The 18,147-nt window shown below is 68.6% G+C and carries 15 protein-coding genes and 1 tRNA gene; 8 read left to right on the top strand and 8 right to left on the bottom strand.

Going from position 1 to position 18,147, the window contains the following annotated elements:
* Nucleotides 1-40: 40 nt before the first annotated feature.
* Complete coding sequence (locus SFC76_RS00130; RefSeq protein ID WP_322847478.1) at nt 41-955, top strand: neutral zinc metallopeptidase; 915 nt, start codon at nt 41-43, stop codon at nt 953-955.
* A gap of 411 nt (nt 956-1,366) precedes the next feature.
* On the opposite strand, the gene SFC76_RS00125 is transcribed toward SFC76_RS00130, so the two are convergent.
* Nucleotides 1,367-2,611 carry an N-acetylmuramoyl-L-alanine amidase gene (locus tag SFC76_RS00125; RefSeq protein WP_322847477.1) on the bottom strand — a complete coding sequence of 415 codons (1,245 nt, stop codon included), beginning with the start codon at nt 2,609-2,611 and terminating at the stop codon, nt 1,367-1,369.
* Between the two features lie 473 nt (nt 2,612-3,084).
* Between SFC76_RS00125 and SFC76_RS00120 the strand changes: the two genes are divergently transcribed.
* Nucleotides 3,085-5,862, top strand: a complete 2,778-nt coding sequence (locus tag SFC76_RS00120; protein WP_322848039.1) for a ribonuclease E/G — start codon at nt 3,085-3,087, stop codon at nt 5,860-5,862.
* Nucleotides 5,863-6,055: 193 nt separating this feature from the next.
* A complete protein-coding gene (locus SFC76_RS00115) occupies nt 6,056-7,687 on the top strand; it encodes a hypothetical protein (RefSeq protein WP_322847476.1) in 1,632 nt (543 codons plus the stop codon).
* A 14-nt stretch (nt 7,688-7,701) separates the two neighbouring features.
* On the opposite strand, the gene SFC76_RS00110 is transcribed toward SFC76_RS00115, so the two are convergent.
* The gene (locus SFC76_RS00110; RefSeq protein ID WP_322847475.1) at nt 7,702-8,691 is read right to left on the bottom strand and encodes an NADP-dependent oxidoreductase; all 990 of its coding nucleotides are present in this window, start codon (nt 8,689-8,691) and stop codon (nt 7,702-7,704) included.
* 109 nt (nt 8,692-8,800) lie between these two features.
* On the bottom strand, nt 8,801-10,027 hold the full coding sequence (locus tag SFC76_RS00105) for a DUF2171 domain-containing protein (RefSeq protein ID WP_322847474.1): 1,227 nt from the start codon (nt 10,025-10,027) through the stop codon (nt 8,801-8,803).
* Between the two features lie 247 nt (nt 10,028-10,274).
* On the opposite strand from SFC76_RS00105, the gene SFC76_RS00100 reads away from it, so the two are divergent.
* The 3 genes from SFC76_RS00100 (at nt 10,275) to SFC76_RS00090 (ending at nt 11,912) form a co-directional block, all read left to right on the top strand.
* Nucleotides 10,275-10,350, top strand: a tRNA-Ala gene (locus SFC76_RS00100).
* Between the two features lie 87 nt (nt 10,351-10,437).
* Nucleotides 10,438-11,184, top strand: coding sequence for an NUDIX domain-containing protein (locus SFC76_RS00095; protein WP_322847473.1), 747 nt, complete (start codon nt 10,438-10,440; stop codon nt 11,182-11,184).
* Nucleotides 11,184-11,912 (top strand): extensin family protein, encoded by a 729-nt coding sequence (locus SFC76_RS00090; protein WP_322847472.1) that lies wholly within the window; start codon nt 11,184-11,186, stop codon nt 11,910-11,912. Before SFC76_RS00095 ends, SFC76_RS00090 begins: the two co-directional genes overlap by 1 nt.
* 15 nt (nt 11,913-11,927) lie before the next feature.
* Here the strand turns inward: SFC76_RS00090 and SFC76_RS00085 are convergent, their stop codons facing one another.
* From SFC76_RS00085 to SFC76_RS00070, 4 genes are all read right to left on the bottom strand, one after another.
* Nucleotides 11,928-12,482: a hypothetical protein gene (locus tag SFC76_RS00085; protein ID WP_322848038.1), complete on the bottom strand. Its 555-nt coding sequence runs from the start codon at nt 12,480-12,482 to the stop codon at nt 11,928-11,930.
* Between the two features lie 518 nt (nt 12,483-13,000).
* Entirely contained in the window at nt 13,001-13,276 is a 276-nt protein-coding gene (locus SFC76_RS00080; RefSeq protein ID WP_322847471.1) for a hypothetical protein, read from the bottom strand.
* A 69-nt stretch (nt 13,277-13,345) separates the two neighbouring features.
* Nucleotides 13,346-14,125, bottom strand: a complete 780-nt coding sequence (locus SFC76_RS00075) for a transglutaminase family protein (protein WP_322847470.1) — start codon at nt 14,123-14,125, stop codon at nt 13,346-13,348.
* Between the two features lie 79 nt (nt 14,126-14,204).
* Nucleotides 14,205-14,954, bottom strand: coding sequence for a Bax inhibitor-1/YccA family protein (locus SFC76_RS00070; protein WP_322847469.1), 750 nt, complete (start codon nt 14,952-14,954; stop codon nt 14,205-14,207).
* Nucleotides 14,955-15,088: 134 nt separating this feature from the next.
* Here SFC76_RS00070 and thpR point away from each other — a divergent pair, with 134 nt between their 5' ends.
* A complete protein-coding gene (gene thpR, locus SFC76_RS00065; RefSeq protein ID WP_322847468.1) occupies nt 15,089-15,664 on the top strand; it encodes an RNA 2',3'-cyclic phosphodiesterase in 576 nt (191 codons plus the stop codon).
* A 21-nt stretch (nt 15,665-15,685) separates the two neighbouring features.
* On the top strand, nt 15,686-16,222 hold the full coding sequence (locus SFC76_RS00060; RefSeq protein ID WP_322847467.1) for a superoxide dismutase family protein: 537 nt from the start codon (nt 15,686-15,688) through the stop codon (nt 16,220-16,222).
* Between the two features lie 201 nt (nt 16,223-16,423).
* Here the strand turns inward: SFC76_RS00060 and SFC76_RS00055 are convergent, their stop codons facing one another.
* Nucleotides 16,424-17,992 (bottom strand): MFS transporter, encoded by a 1,569-nt coding sequence (locus tag SFC76_RS00055; RefSeq protein WP_322847466.1) that lies wholly within the window; start codon nt 17,990-17,992, stop codon nt 16,424-16,426.
* Between the last annotated feature and the right edge of the window lie 155 nt (nt 17,993-18,147).

The raw sequence follows: 18,147 nt of genomic DNA, 5'->3' as shown, positions 1-18,147 counted from the left end.
GTGTTCGGGCATTCGTAACGCAAGCTAAACGGAGCCTTGCATGCGCCTCGACGATTTCGATCCCAATATTGACGTCGGCGACCAGGGGAACCGCGGCGGCGGTTTCGGTGGCGGCGGTGGCGGCGGCGGCCTGTTGTTCGGCCTGTTGCCGCTGATCGGCAGCCGCTTCGGCTGCGGCGGCATCGTCGTCGTGCTGCTGCTGATGGCGGTCTTCGGCGGCCTCGGCAATCTCGGCGGCCTCGTCGGCGGTGGTGGCGGCAGCGGCACGCAGGTGACGCGCAGCGCGCCCTCCGAAGGCGGTTCGGCGACCGCGGTCTGCACCGCGGATCCCGCCAAGAAAGCGGCCTGCGACGCATTCAGCTCGGCGCAGAAGACCTGGACCGCGCTGTTCGCGCAGAGCGGCCAGCGCTTTACCGCGCCCGGGCTGCGCTTCTTCTCGCAGAACGGCCAGTCGGGCTGCGGCGCCGCGCAATCGGCGATGGGGCCGTTCTACTGCCCGACCGACCAGCGCATCTATCTCGACACCAGCTTCTTCGACGAACTCGCCAACCGCTTCGGCGCCAAGGGCGATTTCGCGCAGGATTACGTGATCGCGCACGAATTCGGCCATCACATCCAGAATCTGCTCGGCACGTCCGACAAGGTGCAGAACGTCCAGCGCGGCGGCAGCGAGACCGAGGGCAATGCCGCCTCGGTCCGCCTCGAACTCCAGGCGGATTGCTATGCCGGCGTCTGGGCCGCGCAGAACCGCAGCCGCATGGAACCCGGCGATCTCGAAGAGGGGCTGACCGCCGCGCAGGCGATCGGCGACGACACGCTCCAGAAGGAATCGACCGGCCGCGTCGTCCCCGACAGCTTTACGCACGGCACTTCGGCGCAGCGCATGCACTGGCTGCAACGCGGCATCCAGACCGGCGACCCCGCCCAGTGCGACACGTTCTCGGGCGCGATCTGACGGGCTCCCTCCCTTGCCAGCGCCGTCGCATAGGACCGATCGCGAGCCGCGACGGCATTCATATACCCCGTCATGCCGGCCCTGCGCCGGGGTCCCGCTTCTTCGCACCGTCCGGAGGAAGCGGGACCCCGGCACAAGGCCGGGGTGACGGAGTGACTTTAGAAAGTCGTCCGGCTCACTCGGACGATCATATCCGCCCCCCCTCCCCCGAATGAAGGCGAACTAGACCGGATCGACATTCGAGGTCGTCGACGCAAAAGTCCTCCCCCGCCAGGGGGAGGTGGCGCGGCGAAGCCGTGACGGAGGGGGAGGTAAGCGACCACGTCTGTTTCGTGCCCTCCCCCTCCGTCAGGCCTCCGGCCTGCCACCTCCCCCTGGCGGGGGAGGACTTTGACTGAATGGCTATCCGCTCTAACGCCCCGCCAATTGCCGGGCGAAATGCACCTCGACCGCCCTGGTCACGCTGTCCGCGATCCGTTCGCGGCCCGCCGGGCTGTCGAGGAACGCCGCATCGACCGGATTGGAGATATAGCCCGTCTCGAACAGGATCGACGGCATGTCCGGCGCCTTCAGCACCATCAGCGACGCCATCCGGTGGAACACCGGCTTGGTCGGGATGCGCGGCTTGGCCTCGCGCCCGAGCAGCCGCGCGAAGCTCGCCGAACTGTTCATCGTCTCGCGCTGCGCGAGATCGATCAGGATCGACGAGACGTCCGCGCCGGCATCGCCGAGATTGACGCCGGCGATCACGTCCGCCTTGTTCTCGCGCATCGCCAGCCGCGCCGCTTCCTTGTCCGACGCGACTTCGGACAAGGTATAGACCGACGCGCCGCTCGCATCGCCGCTGCCGACGCTGTCGCAATGGACCGAGATGAACAGGCTCGCCTTCAGCCGCCGCGCGATGCCGTAGCGCTCGCGCAGCACCAGATAGCGGTCGTCGTCGCGGGTCAGCGCCACCCGCACCCGCCCACTCGCCAGCAGCGCGTCGCGGATCGATCGCGCGATGCGCAACGTCACGTCCTTCTCGCGCAGCCCGGTGACCGCGTTGATCGCGCCCGGATCGACGCCGCCATGGCCGGCATCGATCACCACCAACGGCCGGCTGTCGTCGCCGCGCACCCGCGGCAGCGCGACGGCGCGCGCCGGCGGCGGCACGGGGATCGACAGCTTGTATTTCGGCCGCGGTGCCCATTGGCCCAGATCGATCGCGAAGAAGCGCAACGGTGCGGCCGCGCCCGCCGCGGCGAAGCGGGCGGCGGTCGCCGGCGCGATCGACAGCGCCAGATTGCCGTCCGCATCGAAGCCGCCGTCGGCGATCACCGCCGGCCGTGCGAGATCGAGCAGCAACCGCGTGCCGTCGCCCTGCCGCACCTGCCTGATGCTGCGCACCAGCCCGCCGGTGACCACCTCCGCACCGGGGATCGCCTGCGCGACGTCGACCGCGATCTGGCGGCTGCCGCGCAGCACCATGCCCGTCGCGTCGATCACCGGCCCGTCGAACCGCACGACGATGCGGCCGCCGTCGACCACGACGCTGCGGATCGCCGTCGCGGCATGGGCCGGCGCGCTCGCGCACCAGCCGAGGATCAGGGCAACGATCGCGAACATCGGGCGACCTTGCCGCGCCGCGGGGGCGCCGGTCCAGCGAAAAGCCATGACAGGTTCCTTGGGCGCCGGCGTCTGGCCGGCGCCTGAACGAGCGTCATGACAGGCAAGCGCCAACGCCCGGTTGCGCGGCACGGTTAATGCACGATTCGGCATGAATTTGCCGCCCGTCCGGCAGATTCGTGCCAGTTGCGATACGAGAAGCGCAATGCTACCAACGGACTGCACCCGTGCGTCGCGCTTCATTCGTGCAAGCGACGCATCGGTCCCCGCGCCGTCCTGGCGCGGCTTTAACCAGGTTGACGCTCGCATGACGCACTTATCCAACGTTCGACACCGCCCGGCTTCGGCCGGCGGCGTGTCGGACGTGTGGGAGGGCCGTGCCCCCCGACGTGCGCGGCGAGCAGACGCATTCTCACCATCCCGCGCCGGTCCGCCCGGCGCCATCTATCAACGCGCATGCGCGCCCTGCGGCCAAGTTGCAGGAGCGCCACGCGCGCGGAGACCATTCAATGACCACGCGTATGCTGATCGACGCACGCCACCGGGAAGAGACCCGGGTTGCCGTCGTCAAGAATAACCGGATCGAGGAATTCGATTTCGAAAGCGCCGAGCGCAAGCAGCTCAAGGGCAATATCTACCTCGCCAAGGTGACCCGCGTCGAACCGTCGCTGCAGGCGGCGTTCGTCGATTACGGCGGCAATCGCCACGGCTTCCTCGCGTTCAGCGAAATCCACCCGGATTACTACCAGATCCCCAAGGAGGATCGCGACGCGCTGCTGCGCGAAGAGGCGGAGCATGCCGCCGAGGAAGCCGCGCTGCGCGCCGAACATGACGGCGACGACGACGATCACGAGGGCGACGAGCACGGCGACGACGATCACGACGATTTCGACGACGCCGACCATCACGACGACGGCGAGCACGACGAGGGCGAAGGCGCGGCCGAGGGCACGTCGAAGAAGCCGCGCAGCGCCAATGACGAAGAGGTCGAGGCGCTGCGTCAGCGCCGCATGAACCTGCGCCGCCGCTACAAGATCCAGGACGTGATCCGCCGCCGTCAGGTGCTGCTGGTCCAGGTCGTCAAGGAAGAGCGCGGCAACAAGGGTGCGGCGCTGACCACCTATCTCAGCCTCGCCGGCCGCTATTGCGTGCTGATGCCCAACACGTCGCATGGCGGCGGCATCAGCCGCAAGATCAGCAACGCGTCGGACCGCAAGCGCTTGAAGTCGATCATGGCCGACATGCAATTGCCGCCGTCGATGGGCTGCATCGTCCGCACCGCGGGCCTCCAGCGCACCAAGGTCGAGATCAAGCGCGACTTCGACTATCTCGCGCGGCTGTGGGACGGCATCCGCGAGGCGACGCTGGGCTCGGCCGCGCCGGCGCTCGTATATGGCGACAGCGACCTCATCAAGCGCGCGATCCGCGATATCTACAACAAGGATATCGACGAGGTCATCGTCGAGGGCGAGGACGGCTTCCGCCAGGCGAAGGACTTCATGAAGCTGCTGATGCCCAGCCACGCACGCCGCGTCCGGCAATATGCCGACGCCGTGCCGCTGTTCCAGCGCGCGCATGTCGAGGACCAGCTCGCCGCGATGTACCATCCGGTCGTCCAGCTGAAGTCGGGCGGCTATCTCGTCATCAATCCGACCGAAGCCCTGGTGTCGATCGACATCAACTCCGGCCGCTCGACCCGCGAGCATAATATCGAGCAGACCGCGACCGCGACCAATCTGGAAGCGGCGCAGGAGATCGCGCGTCAGCTGCGCCTGCGCGACATGGCCGGCCTCGTCGTCATCGACTTCATCGACATGGACAACAATTCCAATGTCCGGAAGGTCGAGAAGGCGATGAAGGAAGCGCTCAAGGACGATCGCGCCCGCATCCAGGTCGGCCGCATCTCGTCCTTCGGGCTGATGGAGATGAGCCGCCAGCGGCTGCGCACCGGCGTGCTCGAGGCCTCCACCCGCGCCTGCCCGCATTGCGAGGGCACCGGCCTCGTCCGCACCGCCTCGTCGGCGGGTCTGTCGGCGCTGCGCCTGATCGAGGAAGAGGCCGCCCGCGGCCGCGGCTCGTTGCTGACGCTGCGCGCCAGCCAGGAAGCGACGATCTACGTCCTCAACCGCAAGCGCGCCGACATCGCCGAGATCGAGGATCGCTACGGCGTACAGGTCGAGATCATCCCCGATCGCGAGGAAGAGGGCGCACGCATGTCGGTCGAGGCCTCCGGCCCGCCGCCCGCTTACGCTCCCAAGATCGAGGCGCTCGTCGAAGAGGATTACGACGACGTCCCCGAGGAGATCGAGGAGGAAGAGGAAGACGAGGAGATCGTCGAGGCGGAGGAAGAGCCGCGTCGCGAGGGCGGGCGCCGTCCCGAGCAGCGCGAAGCGGGAAGCGACGACGAGGGCGAAGGCCGCGGTCGTGGCCGCCGTCGTCGCCGTCGCGGTCGTCGCGGTCGCAAGGACGAGAATGGCGAGGCATCGCAGGACGAGGCCGGCACCGGCACCGAGGTCGAGGATGGCGTCGGAACCGAGACCGAGACCGACATCGATGCCGATGCCGATACGGACGGTGTCGCCGACGAGGCCGAGACGACCGGCACGGATGCCGGCGATCGTCCCGAGGGCGAGGGCCGTCGTCGCCGTGGCCGTCGGGGTCGCCGCGGTGGCCGCCGTCAGGACAATGGTGCCGAAACGGCGCCGGCCGCCGAGGCCGATGCCACGGCGTCGGACGACGACCTGCCCCCGGCCGATCTCGAACCGCTCGTCGAGGCGGGTGATGCCGGCCCGGTGATCACCGGCCTCAACGCCCCCGAACCGGCGACGGTCGAGGACGCGGCACCGGTCGAGGCGCCGAAGACCCGCCGCCGTCCCCGCGCCCGCGGCGCCGCTGCGCCTGCGACCGACGCCGTCGTCGCGCCGGTGGCCGAGGTCATCGCGCCGGTCGCCGTGCCCGAACCGGTCGCCGCCGAACCGGCCGCGGAAGAACCCGCCGCCAAGCCGAAGCGGACCCGCAAGAAAAAGGTCGACGCCGACGCGGTGACCGAAGCGGCGGCACCCGAAGTGCCCGCCGAAGCGCCCGCCGCCGAGGAAAAGCCCAAGCGCCGCCGCACCCGCAAGCCCGCGGCGACCGACGCCGCCCCGGCCGAGACGATCGAGGCACCCGCCCCGGCCGAACCGACCCCCGCGCCGGCCGAAGACGCTCCCGAAGCCGCCGACGCCGACGCCGAGGCCGCAACCGACGACAGCGGCGAAACCCCGCGTCGCGGCTGGTGGCAGCGCACCTTCGGCGCGTGATCCGTCGCCATCCGCCATCCCCGCCGGTTCGGGGATGGCGGACGGCACGGCCTCCAGTGAATTCACCGCCGCCCTAGCCCGCTGACCATTCTGGACATGACTTCGCGCTCGCTTTAGGCGCGGTGCCATGTCCACCGCCCTCCCCCGTATCCTTCGCCACGGAGGCGTAGCGGCACTCGTTTATTGCGTCGCAATGGCGCTGTTCTTCCGTGTACCAATCCTCAGCGGCTTCGATCTCGGCTTCGGCGAACGCGGCGATGCGATCATCGAGATCGCGATCCTCGAACATTGGCACAACGTCCTGCGCGGCGTCGCGGCGTGGGATACGACCTTCTACTTCTACCCCCACGCCGGCACCCTCGGTTACAACGACGGCTATCTGCTCTACGGGATCGTCTATTCCGTCTGGAGACTGTTCGCCGACCCCTTCCACGCCGACACGCTCAACATCCTCACCTTCAAGACGATCGGTTTCGTCGCCGCCTATCGACTCGTGGCGCATACGCTCGGCTGGGGCCGTGCCGCCGCCCTGCTTGTCGCGCTGCTCTGGTCGGTGGCGAGCAACATCACGCTGCAAGCCGTCCACGCACAATTGCAAAGCGTCGCGCTGCAACCGCTCGCGATGATGCTGGCGATTGGCGCCGTCCGTGCCGAGCGCGATGGTCGCCATGGCCGCGCCCGCCTGCTGGCGATCGCCCTTGCCGCGCTGATGGCGGCGTGGCTCCTCACCTCTTACTACATGGCGTGGTTCACGATTTTCTCCGGCTGTCTGTTCGTGACCTGCTGGATCGTGCTCAGCGGCGACTGGCGCCTGCACGTCATTCGCCGCCATGCGGTGACGATCGCCTGCGGCGGCGGTGCGTTCGCCGTCTTCGCCGTGCCGTTCCTTGCGGTGTATCTGCCCAAGGTCCACGAAACCGGCGGCGAGCCCTATTTTGAGATGCTCGGCTATCTTGTCACGCCGGTAATCGACATGCTCAACGTCGGCGCGGGCAATTATCTGTGGGGCTGGATCTTCCGCCCCCTGCTGGCGCTGGTTCATGCCGTCCTGCCCGACGATCCCGCTTTGCCCGGCCGTGTCCTCGGCGGCGAGCATGAGGCGGGGTTTCCGCTGCTATTCTGCGCGCTGCTGGTGATCGCGGCCTGGCGAATCATCGTGCGACGGCGCGTCACGGCGGATCGACCTGCACCCGTCGAATTGCGCGCCTTCACATTGGCGATGATCGTCGCGTGGCTGTTGACGTTGCAATTCTGGGTCGCCTCGCCCTGGGGGCTGGTCTTCGAACTCGTGCCGGGTGCCAAGGGACTTCGCACGGTATCGCGCTATCAATTGTGGCTTACGCTGCCGTTCCTGCTGATCGCGGTCGCGGCATGGCGGGAGCGGGCAACGCTGCTGGCGCGATCGCGGCCGTGGCTGGCGGCGATACTCGTAATACTGTTAGTCGCCGAGAACCTCAGCGCCGAAACCCCCGCGCAGATCGGCCGCAGCCGGCAACGCGCCGCGCTTTGGCCGATTCCCTCGCCGCCCACCGGCTGCGGCGCCTTCTACGTCGTGGCGAGCAGGGTGGCCGAGCCGGTCTATATCAACGCCGAACTCGACGCGCTCTACCCCCACAACGTCGATGCGATGCTGCTCGCCGAGCTTTGGCGGGTGCCGACGATCAATGGTTTTTCGACGTTCAACCCGCCCGACTGGAATTTCGCCAGCCCGCGCGCCGCCGATTACGACGCACGGGCGATGGCCTATGCCCGCCGACACAGGCTGCGCCACCTGTGCCGGCTCGACGTCCGCCAGCCGCAGCCGTGGACGCGGATCCGGGGGTGATGGATCAAGCGGGGTTAGAGCTTGACCAGCATCTTCCCCATATTGCCCCCGGAGAACAGGCCCAGGAACGCCTCGGGCATCCGCTCCAGCCCCTCGAACACCGTCTCGTTGCGCTTGAGCTTGTCGTTCTTCAGCCAGCCGCCCATGTCGCGATAGAAGTCCGCGGAGCGATCCTTGAAGTCGCTGACGATGAAGCCCTGTATCCGGATGCGGTTGCCGATCAGCCGCGCCAGATAGCGCAATTCGGTCGGCTTGCTGCTGTTGTAGACGTCGATCATCCCGCACACCGCGAACCGCGCGTGCAGATTGGCGTGCGCCAGCGCCGCGTCGAGATGCTCGCCGCCGACATTGTCGAAATAGACGTCGATGCCGTTGCGCGCCACTTCGCCGAGCGCCTTCACCACCGGCGTGCCGCTCTTGTAATCGATCACCGCATCGGCGCCGAGCGACTCCACCCAGGCGCATTTCTCCGCGCCGCCCGCCGAGCCGATCACCCGGCAACCCTTCGCCTTGGCGATCTGCACCACGGTCGACCCGACCGCGCCCGCCGCGGCGGAGACGAATACGGTGTCGCCCTCCTTCGCGCCGGCGACCTCGAGCAAGCCGAAATAGGCGGTCATCCCCGGCATGCCGAGCTGGCCGAGATAGGCCTGCGGATCGACGTCGAGCTCGGGCAAGGGCTGGACCTGATCGGCGGGCAGCACCGCCTCGTCGCGCCAGCCGGCGAAATGCTGGACGGTATCGCCCTCCTTGAACCGGTCCGAGCGGCTCTCGACCACGGTGCCGATCGCGCCGCCGTCCATCGGCTTGCCGATCTCGAACGGCGGCGTGTAGCTCTTCACGTCGTTCATCCGCCCGCGCATGTACGGATCGACCGACAGCCAGCTGTTGGCGATCCGCACCTCGCCATCGCCGAGGTCGCGGCGGTCGAGATCGATCAGCGCGAAATTGTCGCTGGTCGGCAGGCCCTGCGGCCGCGATGTCAGGCTCCACGCTCGTGCCATCGTGTCATTCTCCTCAAATCCGGGCGACCAGTCTGGGCCGACCCGTTGCATATCGCAACGCAAAAGGCCCGGGACATGCCCGGGCCTTCGCGTGGGTCTTCGATCGGGCTCAATAGGTGCCCGAGAAGCTCCGGTTCAGCGTCTTGTCGCCGTCGGTGCCGGTCGTGCCGGTGCCGCTGGTGCTGGCACTCGCCGACGAGGCCGATCGCGTGCCGTCCGCCTGCGTCTGCGTCGCTGCCGAACGGCCATTCGCATAAGGCTCGCGGCGCGTGCCGTCGTTATCGTCGCCGAACAGCGCCTGGTTGCGCTCCTCGTCGCGCCACGCCTTCTTGGCGTCCGCCGCGGTCTTGCTCAGCGTCACCTTGTCGTCGACCGACTGCAGCCAGCTCGACGGGATCGAATGGTGGCGGCCGCCGGCATCGGCGTCGTTCTTGGTCAGCAGGATGCGATCGCCGCGCACCTTGTCGACGGTGCCGACATGCTCGCCGTCGGACCCGACGACGTCCGCATGTTCCTCGACCTTGTTGAGCAGATCGCGCTGCGACTGGCGGTTGGTGCGCCACGAGCTGAACTCATTCTCGAACTTCGAGCGATGTTCGCGGCGATATTCGTCATAGTCGCGGTCGAGCGACTGGATCTGACCGCGGCGCCAGCTGTGATAGTCGGTGTCGCGATCGTCATAGGCGCGCTCGTCCAGCCGCGAATCGAAGTCGCGACGGCGCTCGGCTTCCTCGTCGCCGAACCACGAGCGGACTTCGTCACCCGCGCGGGCGAAGAAGCCGCGATCCTCGTAGTCATAGCCCTGCGGCTGGCGACCATAGCCCTGCCGGCCCTGCTCCTGATCCCGGCCACCGCGCGCGCGGTTGCGGTAATCGTCGTCGTCGGCATGCCGATACGGACCGAAATCCTCGAAACGGTGCCCGCCCGAACCGTAGCTGCCGTGATATTCGCGCTCGCCGGAATCGCGGCCGGCGTCCGCACCATAGCGGCTGCGCTCGCCATAGCGATTGGCCGACTGACGGTCCTGGTCGTAGCGGCCATGGCTGTCGCGGCCGTCGTTGGCGTAGCGATCATAGCCGCCGCGCGCCGTGCCGTAATCGTCGCGCCCGCGGGTCTGGTCGCGGTTCGCGTCATAGCGATCGTAGCGCTGGTTGCCGTAGTCGCGCGCGCCATAGCCCTGGCGGTCGCCGTCGATCCGGCCGGCGGCCTGATAGTCGCGAGCGCTCGAATAGCTGTAGTCGCGGCCCGATCCGTAATCGCGGCCATAGCCCTGGCCGTCGTTGCGTCCGTACGTGTCACCCGGTGCGTTGCTGCGGGGATTGCGTTCGTAGACCATGATCGTCTCCTTGTAGGATAGCTCCTGCGGGTGCCGGTCACGTCGTTGCTGCGCGACCGTGCTCCTGATCCAGATAAAGATCAGGCCGGCGCTTCGTTCCTGAAGTTACGGCGACGCAACGATTTTGCGTCGCACGCAGCGATCAGTCCGTCGCAGGGGAATTTTCGGATCGGTCGATCGGGCCTGTTGCATCGCCGCCGAGGGGCGGCTAATGGCGTCGCTCTCGGGCAAGCCCGAGCCGGGGTGCGGGGCTGTAGCTCAGATGGGAGAGCGCTGCAATCGCACTGCAGAGGTCAGGGGTTCGATTCCCCTCAGCTCCACCACCACCCCGCCATTCCCCGAATCATCGCCGGCCCCTCCCCCGACATCGCCCGCGCTACCAACGGCGCGTTGCCGCGTTACACCGGTCTATGGCCAGTGCACCGATCCCCGCCGCGACGCTCGTCGTCTTTCGTGACCGTCGCGATGGTCCGCCGGACCTGCTGATGGTCGAGCGGGCGAAGGCGATGGTCTTCGCCGGCGGCGCGATGGTCTTCCCCGGCGGCCGGATCGATCCGGGCGACCACGCGCTCGCCGCGACGATCGGCGCGGGGGACGACGGCGCCGCACGCATCGCCGCGATCCGCGAGACGATCGAGGAGGCCGGGCTCGCCATCGGCCTCCACCCCGCCCCCTCGGCCGCGACGCTCGCCGCGATCCGCGCGCGGCTGCACGGCGGCGAGGCGTTCGCCGCGATCCTCGCCGACACCGGGTCGACGCTCAATCTCGACGCGTTGGTGCCGTTCGCACGCTGGCTGCCCGATCATCGAACGACGCGCATCTTCGATACGCTCTTCTTCCTCGCCCGCGCACCGGAGGGCGCGGCGGCGACCGTCGACGCGACCGAGAACGTCCGCCTCGTCTGGACCGGCGCCGCCGCGCTGCTCGCCGAGGCGGATGCCGGCCGCGCGACGATCATCTACCCCACCCGCCGCACCCTCGAACGGCTCGCGCTGTTCGCGGATCACGACGCCGCCGTCGCGCAGGCGCGCGCCTATCCGATCCGCACCATCACGCCGTTCGTCGAGACGCGCGACGGCGTGCCGCACCTCTGCATCCCCGACGACCTCGGCTATCCCGTCACCGGCGAGGCGATGACCCGGGCGCAGCGCGGCTGATGCGCGCGTTGCGCCGCGCGATCGGCTGGATCGCGGCGCTGCTTGCGATCGGCGCGGCGGCGCTGCTGCTATGGGCGATCGCACGCGGGCGACCGCAGGACATGCCGTGGACGCCGCTCGATCTCGGCGCCCCGGTCGGCCTGTTCACCGGCCGCAAGCTCACCGCGCTCACCCGCGATTTCCCGCAATGCCGCGCGCTGCTCGATCGCGCCGGCGTCCGCTATACCGTGCTGCCGCCACGCCGCGGCGCGGGCGATTGCGGTTATTTCGACGGCATCCGCCTGACCGCGGGCGGCGCGCGGGCGATCGGCTTCCGCCCCGCCGGCCTCGGCGTCGCCTGTCCGGTCGCCGCCGCACTCGCGCTGTGGGAGTGGAATGTCGTCCAGCCCGCCGCCCAACGCCATTTCGGCAGCCGCGTCGTGACGATCGACCATTTCGGCAGCTACGCCTGCCGCCGCATCTACGGCCGCGACGCCGGCACCTGGAGCGAGCACGCGACCGCCGATGCGGTCGACATCGCCGGCTTCCGCCTCGCCGACGGCCGCCGCATCACCGTCGTCGGTGACTGGCGCGGCGGGGGCGCGACGGCGGCATTTCTGCACGAGGTCCGCGACGGCGCATGCACGCTGTTCGCGACGACGCTGTCACCCGATTACAACGCCGCGCACCGCGATCACCTGCACCTCGATCAGGCGGATCGCGCTGCGGGATGGCGCGCGTGCCGGTAGCGCGGCGCACTTAGTTCAATGCGGCAGGGCCGCCCCGGTATCGACCTTCTCCACCCAATGCGGGAAGAACACTGGCTGCCGGTTCGACCAGCCCGATGCGGTCGCCGCCGCCTCGCTGATCGACTGGAGCAGCTTGCGCCGCACTTCCGGGTGCAGGTGCGGCAGCGCCGCCGCCGCGCAGAAGGCGCTCGGCAACCATGGCCGCGACGCCGCGCCGATCAGCCGCTCGTACAGGAAGCGGAAGGCCGAGAAGCTGGTCAGCCGCCCCTGCCCCAGGTCGAACCCGACCAGCGTCACCAGCGGCGCCAGGAACGGCTCGACCGCGGAGAGATCGGCATCATCGGGCACCAATTGCCGCAATTCGGGCAGCGCACGGTACAGCCGCGCCTGCGCGCGGATGCTCGCCGCCTCGACGATGTCGCGCGACCAGCGCGTCATCGCATCGTCGCGGTCCAGCCCGATATCGAGGCTGCGGCGGATATACCGCTGCGTCGAACTCGGAAAGCCCGCGAATTCCTTCATTTCCGCCAGCGTCATCGCGCCTTCGGCCGGTCTGTTCTTGGCACCCATGATCGTCACCCACCCCGCCAGAGAAGTCGGGCCGATCCTGCGCCATGGTGGTTAACAGCATCCTTAACGCGGGACCGTCCGACGTAACAAAAGCATCACGAAAGCTGTTGCAGCGCAACATCCGTTGCGACGAGCGGAGTGCATTTGGTCGCAAAGGCGCCCGTGGTGGTTGCGAGCCCTCCGATCGCCACCCCCAAGCGGTCACCCCGGACTCGTCGGAAACCTCTCCGAAACACAGGATGTACCCCGGCGAAGGCCGGGGCACAGTTGGGAAAGCCGCTGTAAAACATCACAAACCTTCACCCAACTAGGCCCCGGCCTCCGCCGGGGTACAATGCAAAAGTGGAGCACACCGACGTTCGCAAAGGTCTCGAATCGCTGCGTCGTCCACTCCGTCACCCCGGACCAAGTCCCGGGCGACCGGTCGTCCGACAAAACGCCGCTGCGCCCGCAAGCCACCGCACAGCAAAACGGCGGCCCCTCGCGGGACCGCCGTTCGCTCCATTCCACCGGAAAGCTCAACCCTGCCGGTCGCGCTCCGCATCCTCGTCATAGCCCGACGAGGGCGCCGGGTCGCGATCGTGGCCCGGCTGCGTCAGCGAGGGCGGATCGCTCGCGTCCATCGATTCGTCCAGTCCGGCGTCGAGCCGCGCATCCGCGCTGCCGGGGTTCTTCTCGAGACGCTTGTTGATCGATTTGTCCTGGCCAGCATCCTGGCGCGGGTCACGCTCCTGGTTGCTGGCCGACGGCGCGACCGACAGGCTGTCCAAAGCCTTTTCGTCGATTCCGGTCATGTGACACCCTCCTGAGTTTACCGAGCAGCAACGATTGCCGGATCGTTTCCGTTCCTGCCGGTCAACCGATCAGGCCGCGGTCACCTGCACGCGCTGGTTGACGAATTGGGCGATGCCGAACACCGTCATGAACGCGATGTCGGTCGCATCGCGGCCGACGCAGACCCGCGCGATCGTCTCCGCCGGCGCCATTCGCGTCGCATCGATCATCCGCCACGCTCCATCCAGCCACAATTCGGCGACCGCGTGGAAATCGGGCGGATCGACGCCCGGCGCATAGGCCGCGACGCAGCGCGCGGGGATCTCCCCCGCCCGCGCCAGCGCGACGAGCAGATGCGCGTAATCGCGGCACACGCCCGACCGGCTGGCGAAGGTGTCGATCGCCGTCGTCTCGCCGCTGCTCGTATTGGCACGATATTCCAGCGCGTCCGCCACCCAGTCGGAGAGCGCCACCGCCAGCGCGCCGCCGCCCATGCCGCCGAACTCGCGACGCACGAAGCCTTCCAGCCGGTCGGACTGGCAATAGCGGCTCGGCAGCAGATAGGCCACCAGAGCCCCATCGAGCGCGCGCGCCGGCGTCGCCGGCAGGCGGGCGAGATCGACCGGCTGCCGGTCGATCTCGACGATTGCGCGATATTCAGCCTTCAGCCAGGACTCGGCGCGGATCCAGCAGCGTTGGCCGATCCCCTCTTCGCCGCGCACCGCCACCACCGGCGTGTCGCTCCACACCGTCAGCGCCTCGGACACGATCCGCTGATCGGGCATCGCCGCCGCCTCGATCTGCAGCAGCACGTCGGCCGGCGGCCCCATGATGGCATAATCCAGGTCGACTTCGATCGAGATCCGCATCGGCCATTCCTTCGGGACAAACGAAAGAGCCCGGCGGCATCGGCCACCGGGCTCCCGACATGACGATCGAACGTCGCTCTTAGTTGCGCTGCGCGCCGAACAGACGAAGGACGAACAGGAACATGTTGATGAAGTCGAGATACAGCGACAGCGCCGACATGATCACGGCCTTGCCGACCATGTCCGAACCCGCGACCTGGAAGTACAGGCTCTTGGTGCGCTGTGTGTCGTAGGCGGTGAGACCGGCGAACAGCAGCACGCCGACCGCGCTGATGACGAGGTTCATGACGCTCGACTGCAGGAACAGGTTGATCAGGCTGGCGACGATCAGGCCGACGAGGCCGATGATCAGGAAGGTGCCGAACGCCGACAGGTCCTTCTTGGTCGTATAGCCGTAGAGGCTGAGACCGGCGAAGCCCGCCGCGGTCGAGAAGAACGCACCCGCGATCGACGTACCGCTATAGACCAGGAAGATGGTCGACAGCGACAGGCCCATCAGCACCGCGAACGCCCAGAACAGCATCTGCAGCGTCGAGGTCTGCATGCGCCCCTGCCCGAAGCTCATCGCGAACACGACGCCGAGCGGCGCGAACATCAGCACGTAGCGCAGAATGCCGCCACCCATGAACACCTGTGCGGCCGGCGAAGACGCCCCGCCCCAGGCGAACAGCAGCGCGACGATGCCCGTCAGCAGCACGCCCGATCCCATGTAATTGTAGACCGACAGCATGTACGAGCGCAGACCCGCGTCATAGGCGCTGCTGCGCGCTTCGGCGCGTGGAGCCCCGAACGGCGCGGCGCTCGGCCGGGGGTCAGACCAGTTAGCCATGGTATCCAAAACTCCTTTACCGACCAGATGTCGGATGACCGAAATATCGGCCTGCCGTGGTCCTATTTCAAGCGAAACCGGCTAAGCCTCGGTTCCAAAGCAACAGAACTTTACAAAGAGACGTTCGTCCCGCCATGCGCCTGTTCGTCGCCCTGCGTCCGCCCCCATCGATTCGCCAGTCCCTGCTCGCCGCGACCGGGGGCGTGCCGCACGCGCGCTGGCAGGACGACGCGCAACTCCATTGTACCCTGCGCTTCATCGGCGACGTCGACCGGCCGCAGGCGGAGGATGTCGCCGCCGCGCTCGCCGGCCTGTACGCGCCCGCGCCGCAGGTGCGGATCGCCGGCGTCGGCCGCTTCGCGCACAAGGGCCGCACCGATACGCTCTGGGCGGGGCTCGCGCCGGGCGACGCGCTCCAGCATCTCGCCCGCAAGGTCGAACAGGCCTGCGTCCGTGCCGGCCTGCCGCCCGAACGGCGCGCCTATCTGCCGCACGTCACGCTCGCCCGCCTGCCGCGCAGCGCCGGCGCCGCGCCGGAGATCGACGGCTGGCTCGCGGTCCATGCCGGCCTCGCCAGCCCCGCCTTCGCGATGCCGCATCTGATCCTCTACGAAAGCCACCTCGGCGGCGAGGGTGCCAGCTATGCGCCGGTGATGCGCTGGCCCCTTGCGCCGCCCGTGGAACCGCCGCAGGTCATGCCGGGTTCGTAAGGAAACCTCGGGAGACCTTTGATGCGCGCTATCCTCATCCTCGCCGGCCTGTCGTCGCTGGCGCTGGCCGCTTGCACCCAGAAGGAGGAGGTCGCGGTCGGCAGCCCCACCGCCGGCGGCGCCCGCGCCACCGCCTCGCTGCGCACCGCCACCGGCCTCGACGCCGGCCGCGCCACCGCGACCGAGGTCGCCGGCGGCATCCGCTACACCGTCGACGTCAAGGGCCTCCCCGCCGGCACGCACGGCGCACACATCCACACCACCGGCCGCTGCGACGCGCCCGACTTCACCACCGCCGGCGGCCATTGGAACCCGACGACGATGAAGCACGGCAGCATGAACCCGCAAGGCCCGCACGAGGGCGACCTGCCCAATCTGATCATCGGCACCGACGGCCGCGGCACGCTCGGCGTGACCGTCCCCGGCGCGACGATGGCCGGCCTGCTCGACACCGACGGCGCCGCGATCGTCATCCACGCCGGCCCCGACGATCTGATGACCGACCCCTCCGGCAACAGCGGCGGCCGCATCGCCTGCGGCGTCTTCGGCGCCGCCTGAGCCGCGCGGTTCACGAAGACCGGAGTGGGGGAATGTGCCCCACTCCGGCATCGCCAGAGCATAGTCTCACGTCATCGTCCCGGCGTACGCCGGGACCCATGGTGGCGGCACGACTGTGGTTACGCACTCACGCTCATGGCGCCGTATCCATGGGTCCCGGCATGCACCGGGATGACGAACGGGAGGCAGAGCATCTGCCCCCTAGATAATCTCCCCCACCGCCCGCGCCCGCGCCTCGCGCGACGCTTCCGCCGCCGGCACCAGCCGATAGGCCGCCACCGCGCACCCCAGCGTCACCGGCACCACCGCGAGCAGCGACAGCATCCCCACCGACAGGCTCCCCGACAGCGTCGAGATCCGCCCCGCCAGATACGGCCCCGTCGCCAGCCCGAGCAGCGTCGTCCCGATGAAGAAGGTCGCCGTCGCCGTGCCGCGCATCCGCGGCAGCACCAGGTCCTGCGTCGTCGCCGCCGCCGATCCCAGCGCGCCGCTGGCGGTGATCCCGGCGAGGAACAGGCACGGATAGAACACCCAGACGCTGCCCGCGGTGAACGCCGCGACCAGGAACGGCACCGGCACGCACGCGCCGACGATCACCACGATCAGCCGCCCCGCCGGATTGCCCCGCCGCAGCCGGTCGGCGACCACCCCGCCGATCGTCAGCCCCAGGAAGCCGGCGAGCGCCCCGCTGCTGCCGAGCAACAGCCCCGCGCGCGCCGGCGTCTCGCCGAGCGCGCGCAACGCATAAGGCGCCGCCCAGAAATTCGCCGCATAGCTCAGGAAGGCGTTCAGCCCGTAAGCCACCACCGTACACAGGAACGCCGGCGTCCCGATTATCAGCGCGAAGGTCGCCGGATCGCGCCGCCGCAGCGCGCAGCCCCATGAGAAGACCGCATATACCCCCGTCCCCACCGCCAGCCATTGCGGCTTGGGTTCGCCCAGCGCGATCAGCAGCGTCACCACGCCGATCACCACCGCCAGCCCGGCCAGATTGACCAGCAACGCCCGCCCGCCGCCGCGCGCCGCGCCGATCAGCGTCAGCGGCGGGATGATCGTCAGCAACTCCTGGAAAAAGGCGCGGAACGGCGCCGGATGCCGCTCCGGCTCGGGCAGCCCCTCGACCAGCCCGCGGATCGGCTCGCGCAGCGTCGCGATCCATACGGCGACGATCAGCCCCGGCAGCCCGACCGCGAGGAACGCCGCCTGCCAGCCGACCAGCCCCAGCGGCCCGCCGCCCGGCCACGCCCGGTTCCAGCCCTGGACGATCGCCCCGCCGATGAACAACGATACGCCGCCACCGACGTACAATCCCGCCGAATAGATCGACAGCGCCGTCGCGCGCAGCCGCTTGGGGAAATAATCGGAGATCAGCGAATAGGCGGACGGCGACGCGGTCGCCTCCCCCACGCCGACGCCGATCCGCGCCAGCGCCAATTGCCCGCCGGTACGCGAGAAGCCCGACAGCGCGGTCATCGTCGACCACAGGGCCAGCCCCACCGTCATCAGCCGCACCCGATGCCAGCTGTCCGCCAGCCGCCCCAGCGGAATGCCGAACAGCGCGTAGAAGACGCCGAATGCGGTGCCGTACAGGAACCCGAGGTCCTCGTCCTTGAGGTGGAGGTCGCGCTTGATGTCCTCGGCGAGAATCGAGATCACCTGCCGGTCGATGAAGTTGAGTACGTAGACGACGAACAGGATGCCGAGCACGTACCAGGCGTAGCGCGAGGCCTGCTGCTCCCCATTGCCCGCATCCGCCACCGTTCCGGCCATCGCTCCCTCCCGCGTATTTCGCCGGAGGCTAACATAGGCGCTCGAAAGCGAAAGCCTGACTTTCAAGCGGGTAACGGTACGAACATCGCCACCGAGGGATAGTAACATTCGCAACTGTTATGTGACAAAATAGCGACATTCTACGCACCTTCTGT

The sequence above is a fragment of the Sphingomonas sp. CD22 genome, assembly GCF_034556155.1.
GTDB lineage: Bacteria > Pseudomonadota > Alphaproteobacteria > Sphingomonadales > Sphingomonadaceae > Sphingomonas.
Note: the sequence above shows the minus strand (reverse complement) of the source record. Positions and strands in the feature narration are given on the sequence as shown.

Coding starts and splice junctions, on each gene's coding strand:
- SFC76_RS00070 (WP_322847469.1), bottom strand. CDS start 14,954: ATGGCTAACTGGTCTGACCCCCGGCCGAGCGCCGCGCCGTTCGGGGCT.
- SFC76_RS00095 (WP_322847473.1), top strand. CDS start 10,438: ATGGCCAGTGCACCGATCCCCGCCGCGACGCTCGTCGTCTTTCGTGAC.
- thpR (WP_322847468.1), top strand. CDS start 15,089: ATGCGCCTGTTCGTCGCCCTGCGTCCGCCCCCATCGATTCGCCAGTCC.
- SFC76_RS00130 (WP_322847478.1), top strand. CDS start 41: ATGCGCCTCGACGATTTCGATCCCAATATTGACGTCGGCGACCAGGGG.
- SFC76_RS00060 (WP_322847467.1), top strand. CDS start 15,686: ATGCGCGCTATCCTCATCCTCGCCGGCCTGTCGTCGCTGGCGCTGGCC.
- SFC76_RS00075 (WP_322847470.1), bottom strand. CDS start 14,125: ATGCGGATCTCGATCGAAGTCGACCTGGATTATGCCATCATGGGGCCG.
- SFC76_RS00055 (WP_322847466.1), bottom strand. CDS start 17,992: ATGGCCGGAACGGTGGCGGATGCGGGCAATGGGGAGCAGCAGGCCTCG.
- SFC76_RS00125 (WP_322847477.1), bottom strand. CDS start 2,611: ATGGCTTTTCGCTGGACCGGCGCCCCCGCGGCGCGGCAAGGTCGCCCG.
- SFC76_RS00115 (WP_322847476.1), top strand. CDS start 6,056: ATGGCGCTGTTCTTCCGTGTACCAATCCTCAGCGGCTTCGATCTCGGC.
- SFC76_RS00085 (WP_322848038.1), bottom strand. CDS start 12,482: ATGGGTGCCAAGAACAGACCGGCCGAAGGCGCGATGACGCTGGCGGAA.
- SFC76_RS00080 (WP_322847471.1), bottom strand. CDS start 13,276: ATGACCGGAATCGACGAAAAGGCTTTGGACAGCCTGTCGGTCGCGCCG.
- SFC76_RS00090 (WP_322847472.1), top strand. CDS start 11,184: ATGCGCGCGTTGCGCCGCGCGATCGGCTGGATCGCGGCGCTGCTTGCG.
- SFC76_RS00120 (WP_322848039.1), top strand. CDS start 3,085: ATGCTGATCGACGCACGCCACCGGGAAGAGACCCGGGTTGCCGTCGTC.
- SFC76_RS00110 (WP_322847475.1), bottom strand. CDS start 8,691: ATGGCACGAGCGTGGAGCCTGACATCGCGGCCGCAGGGCCTGCCGACC.
- SFC76_RS00105 (WP_322847474.1), bottom strand. CDS start 10,027: ATGGTCTACGAACGCAATCCCCGCAGCAACGCACCGGGTGACACGTAC.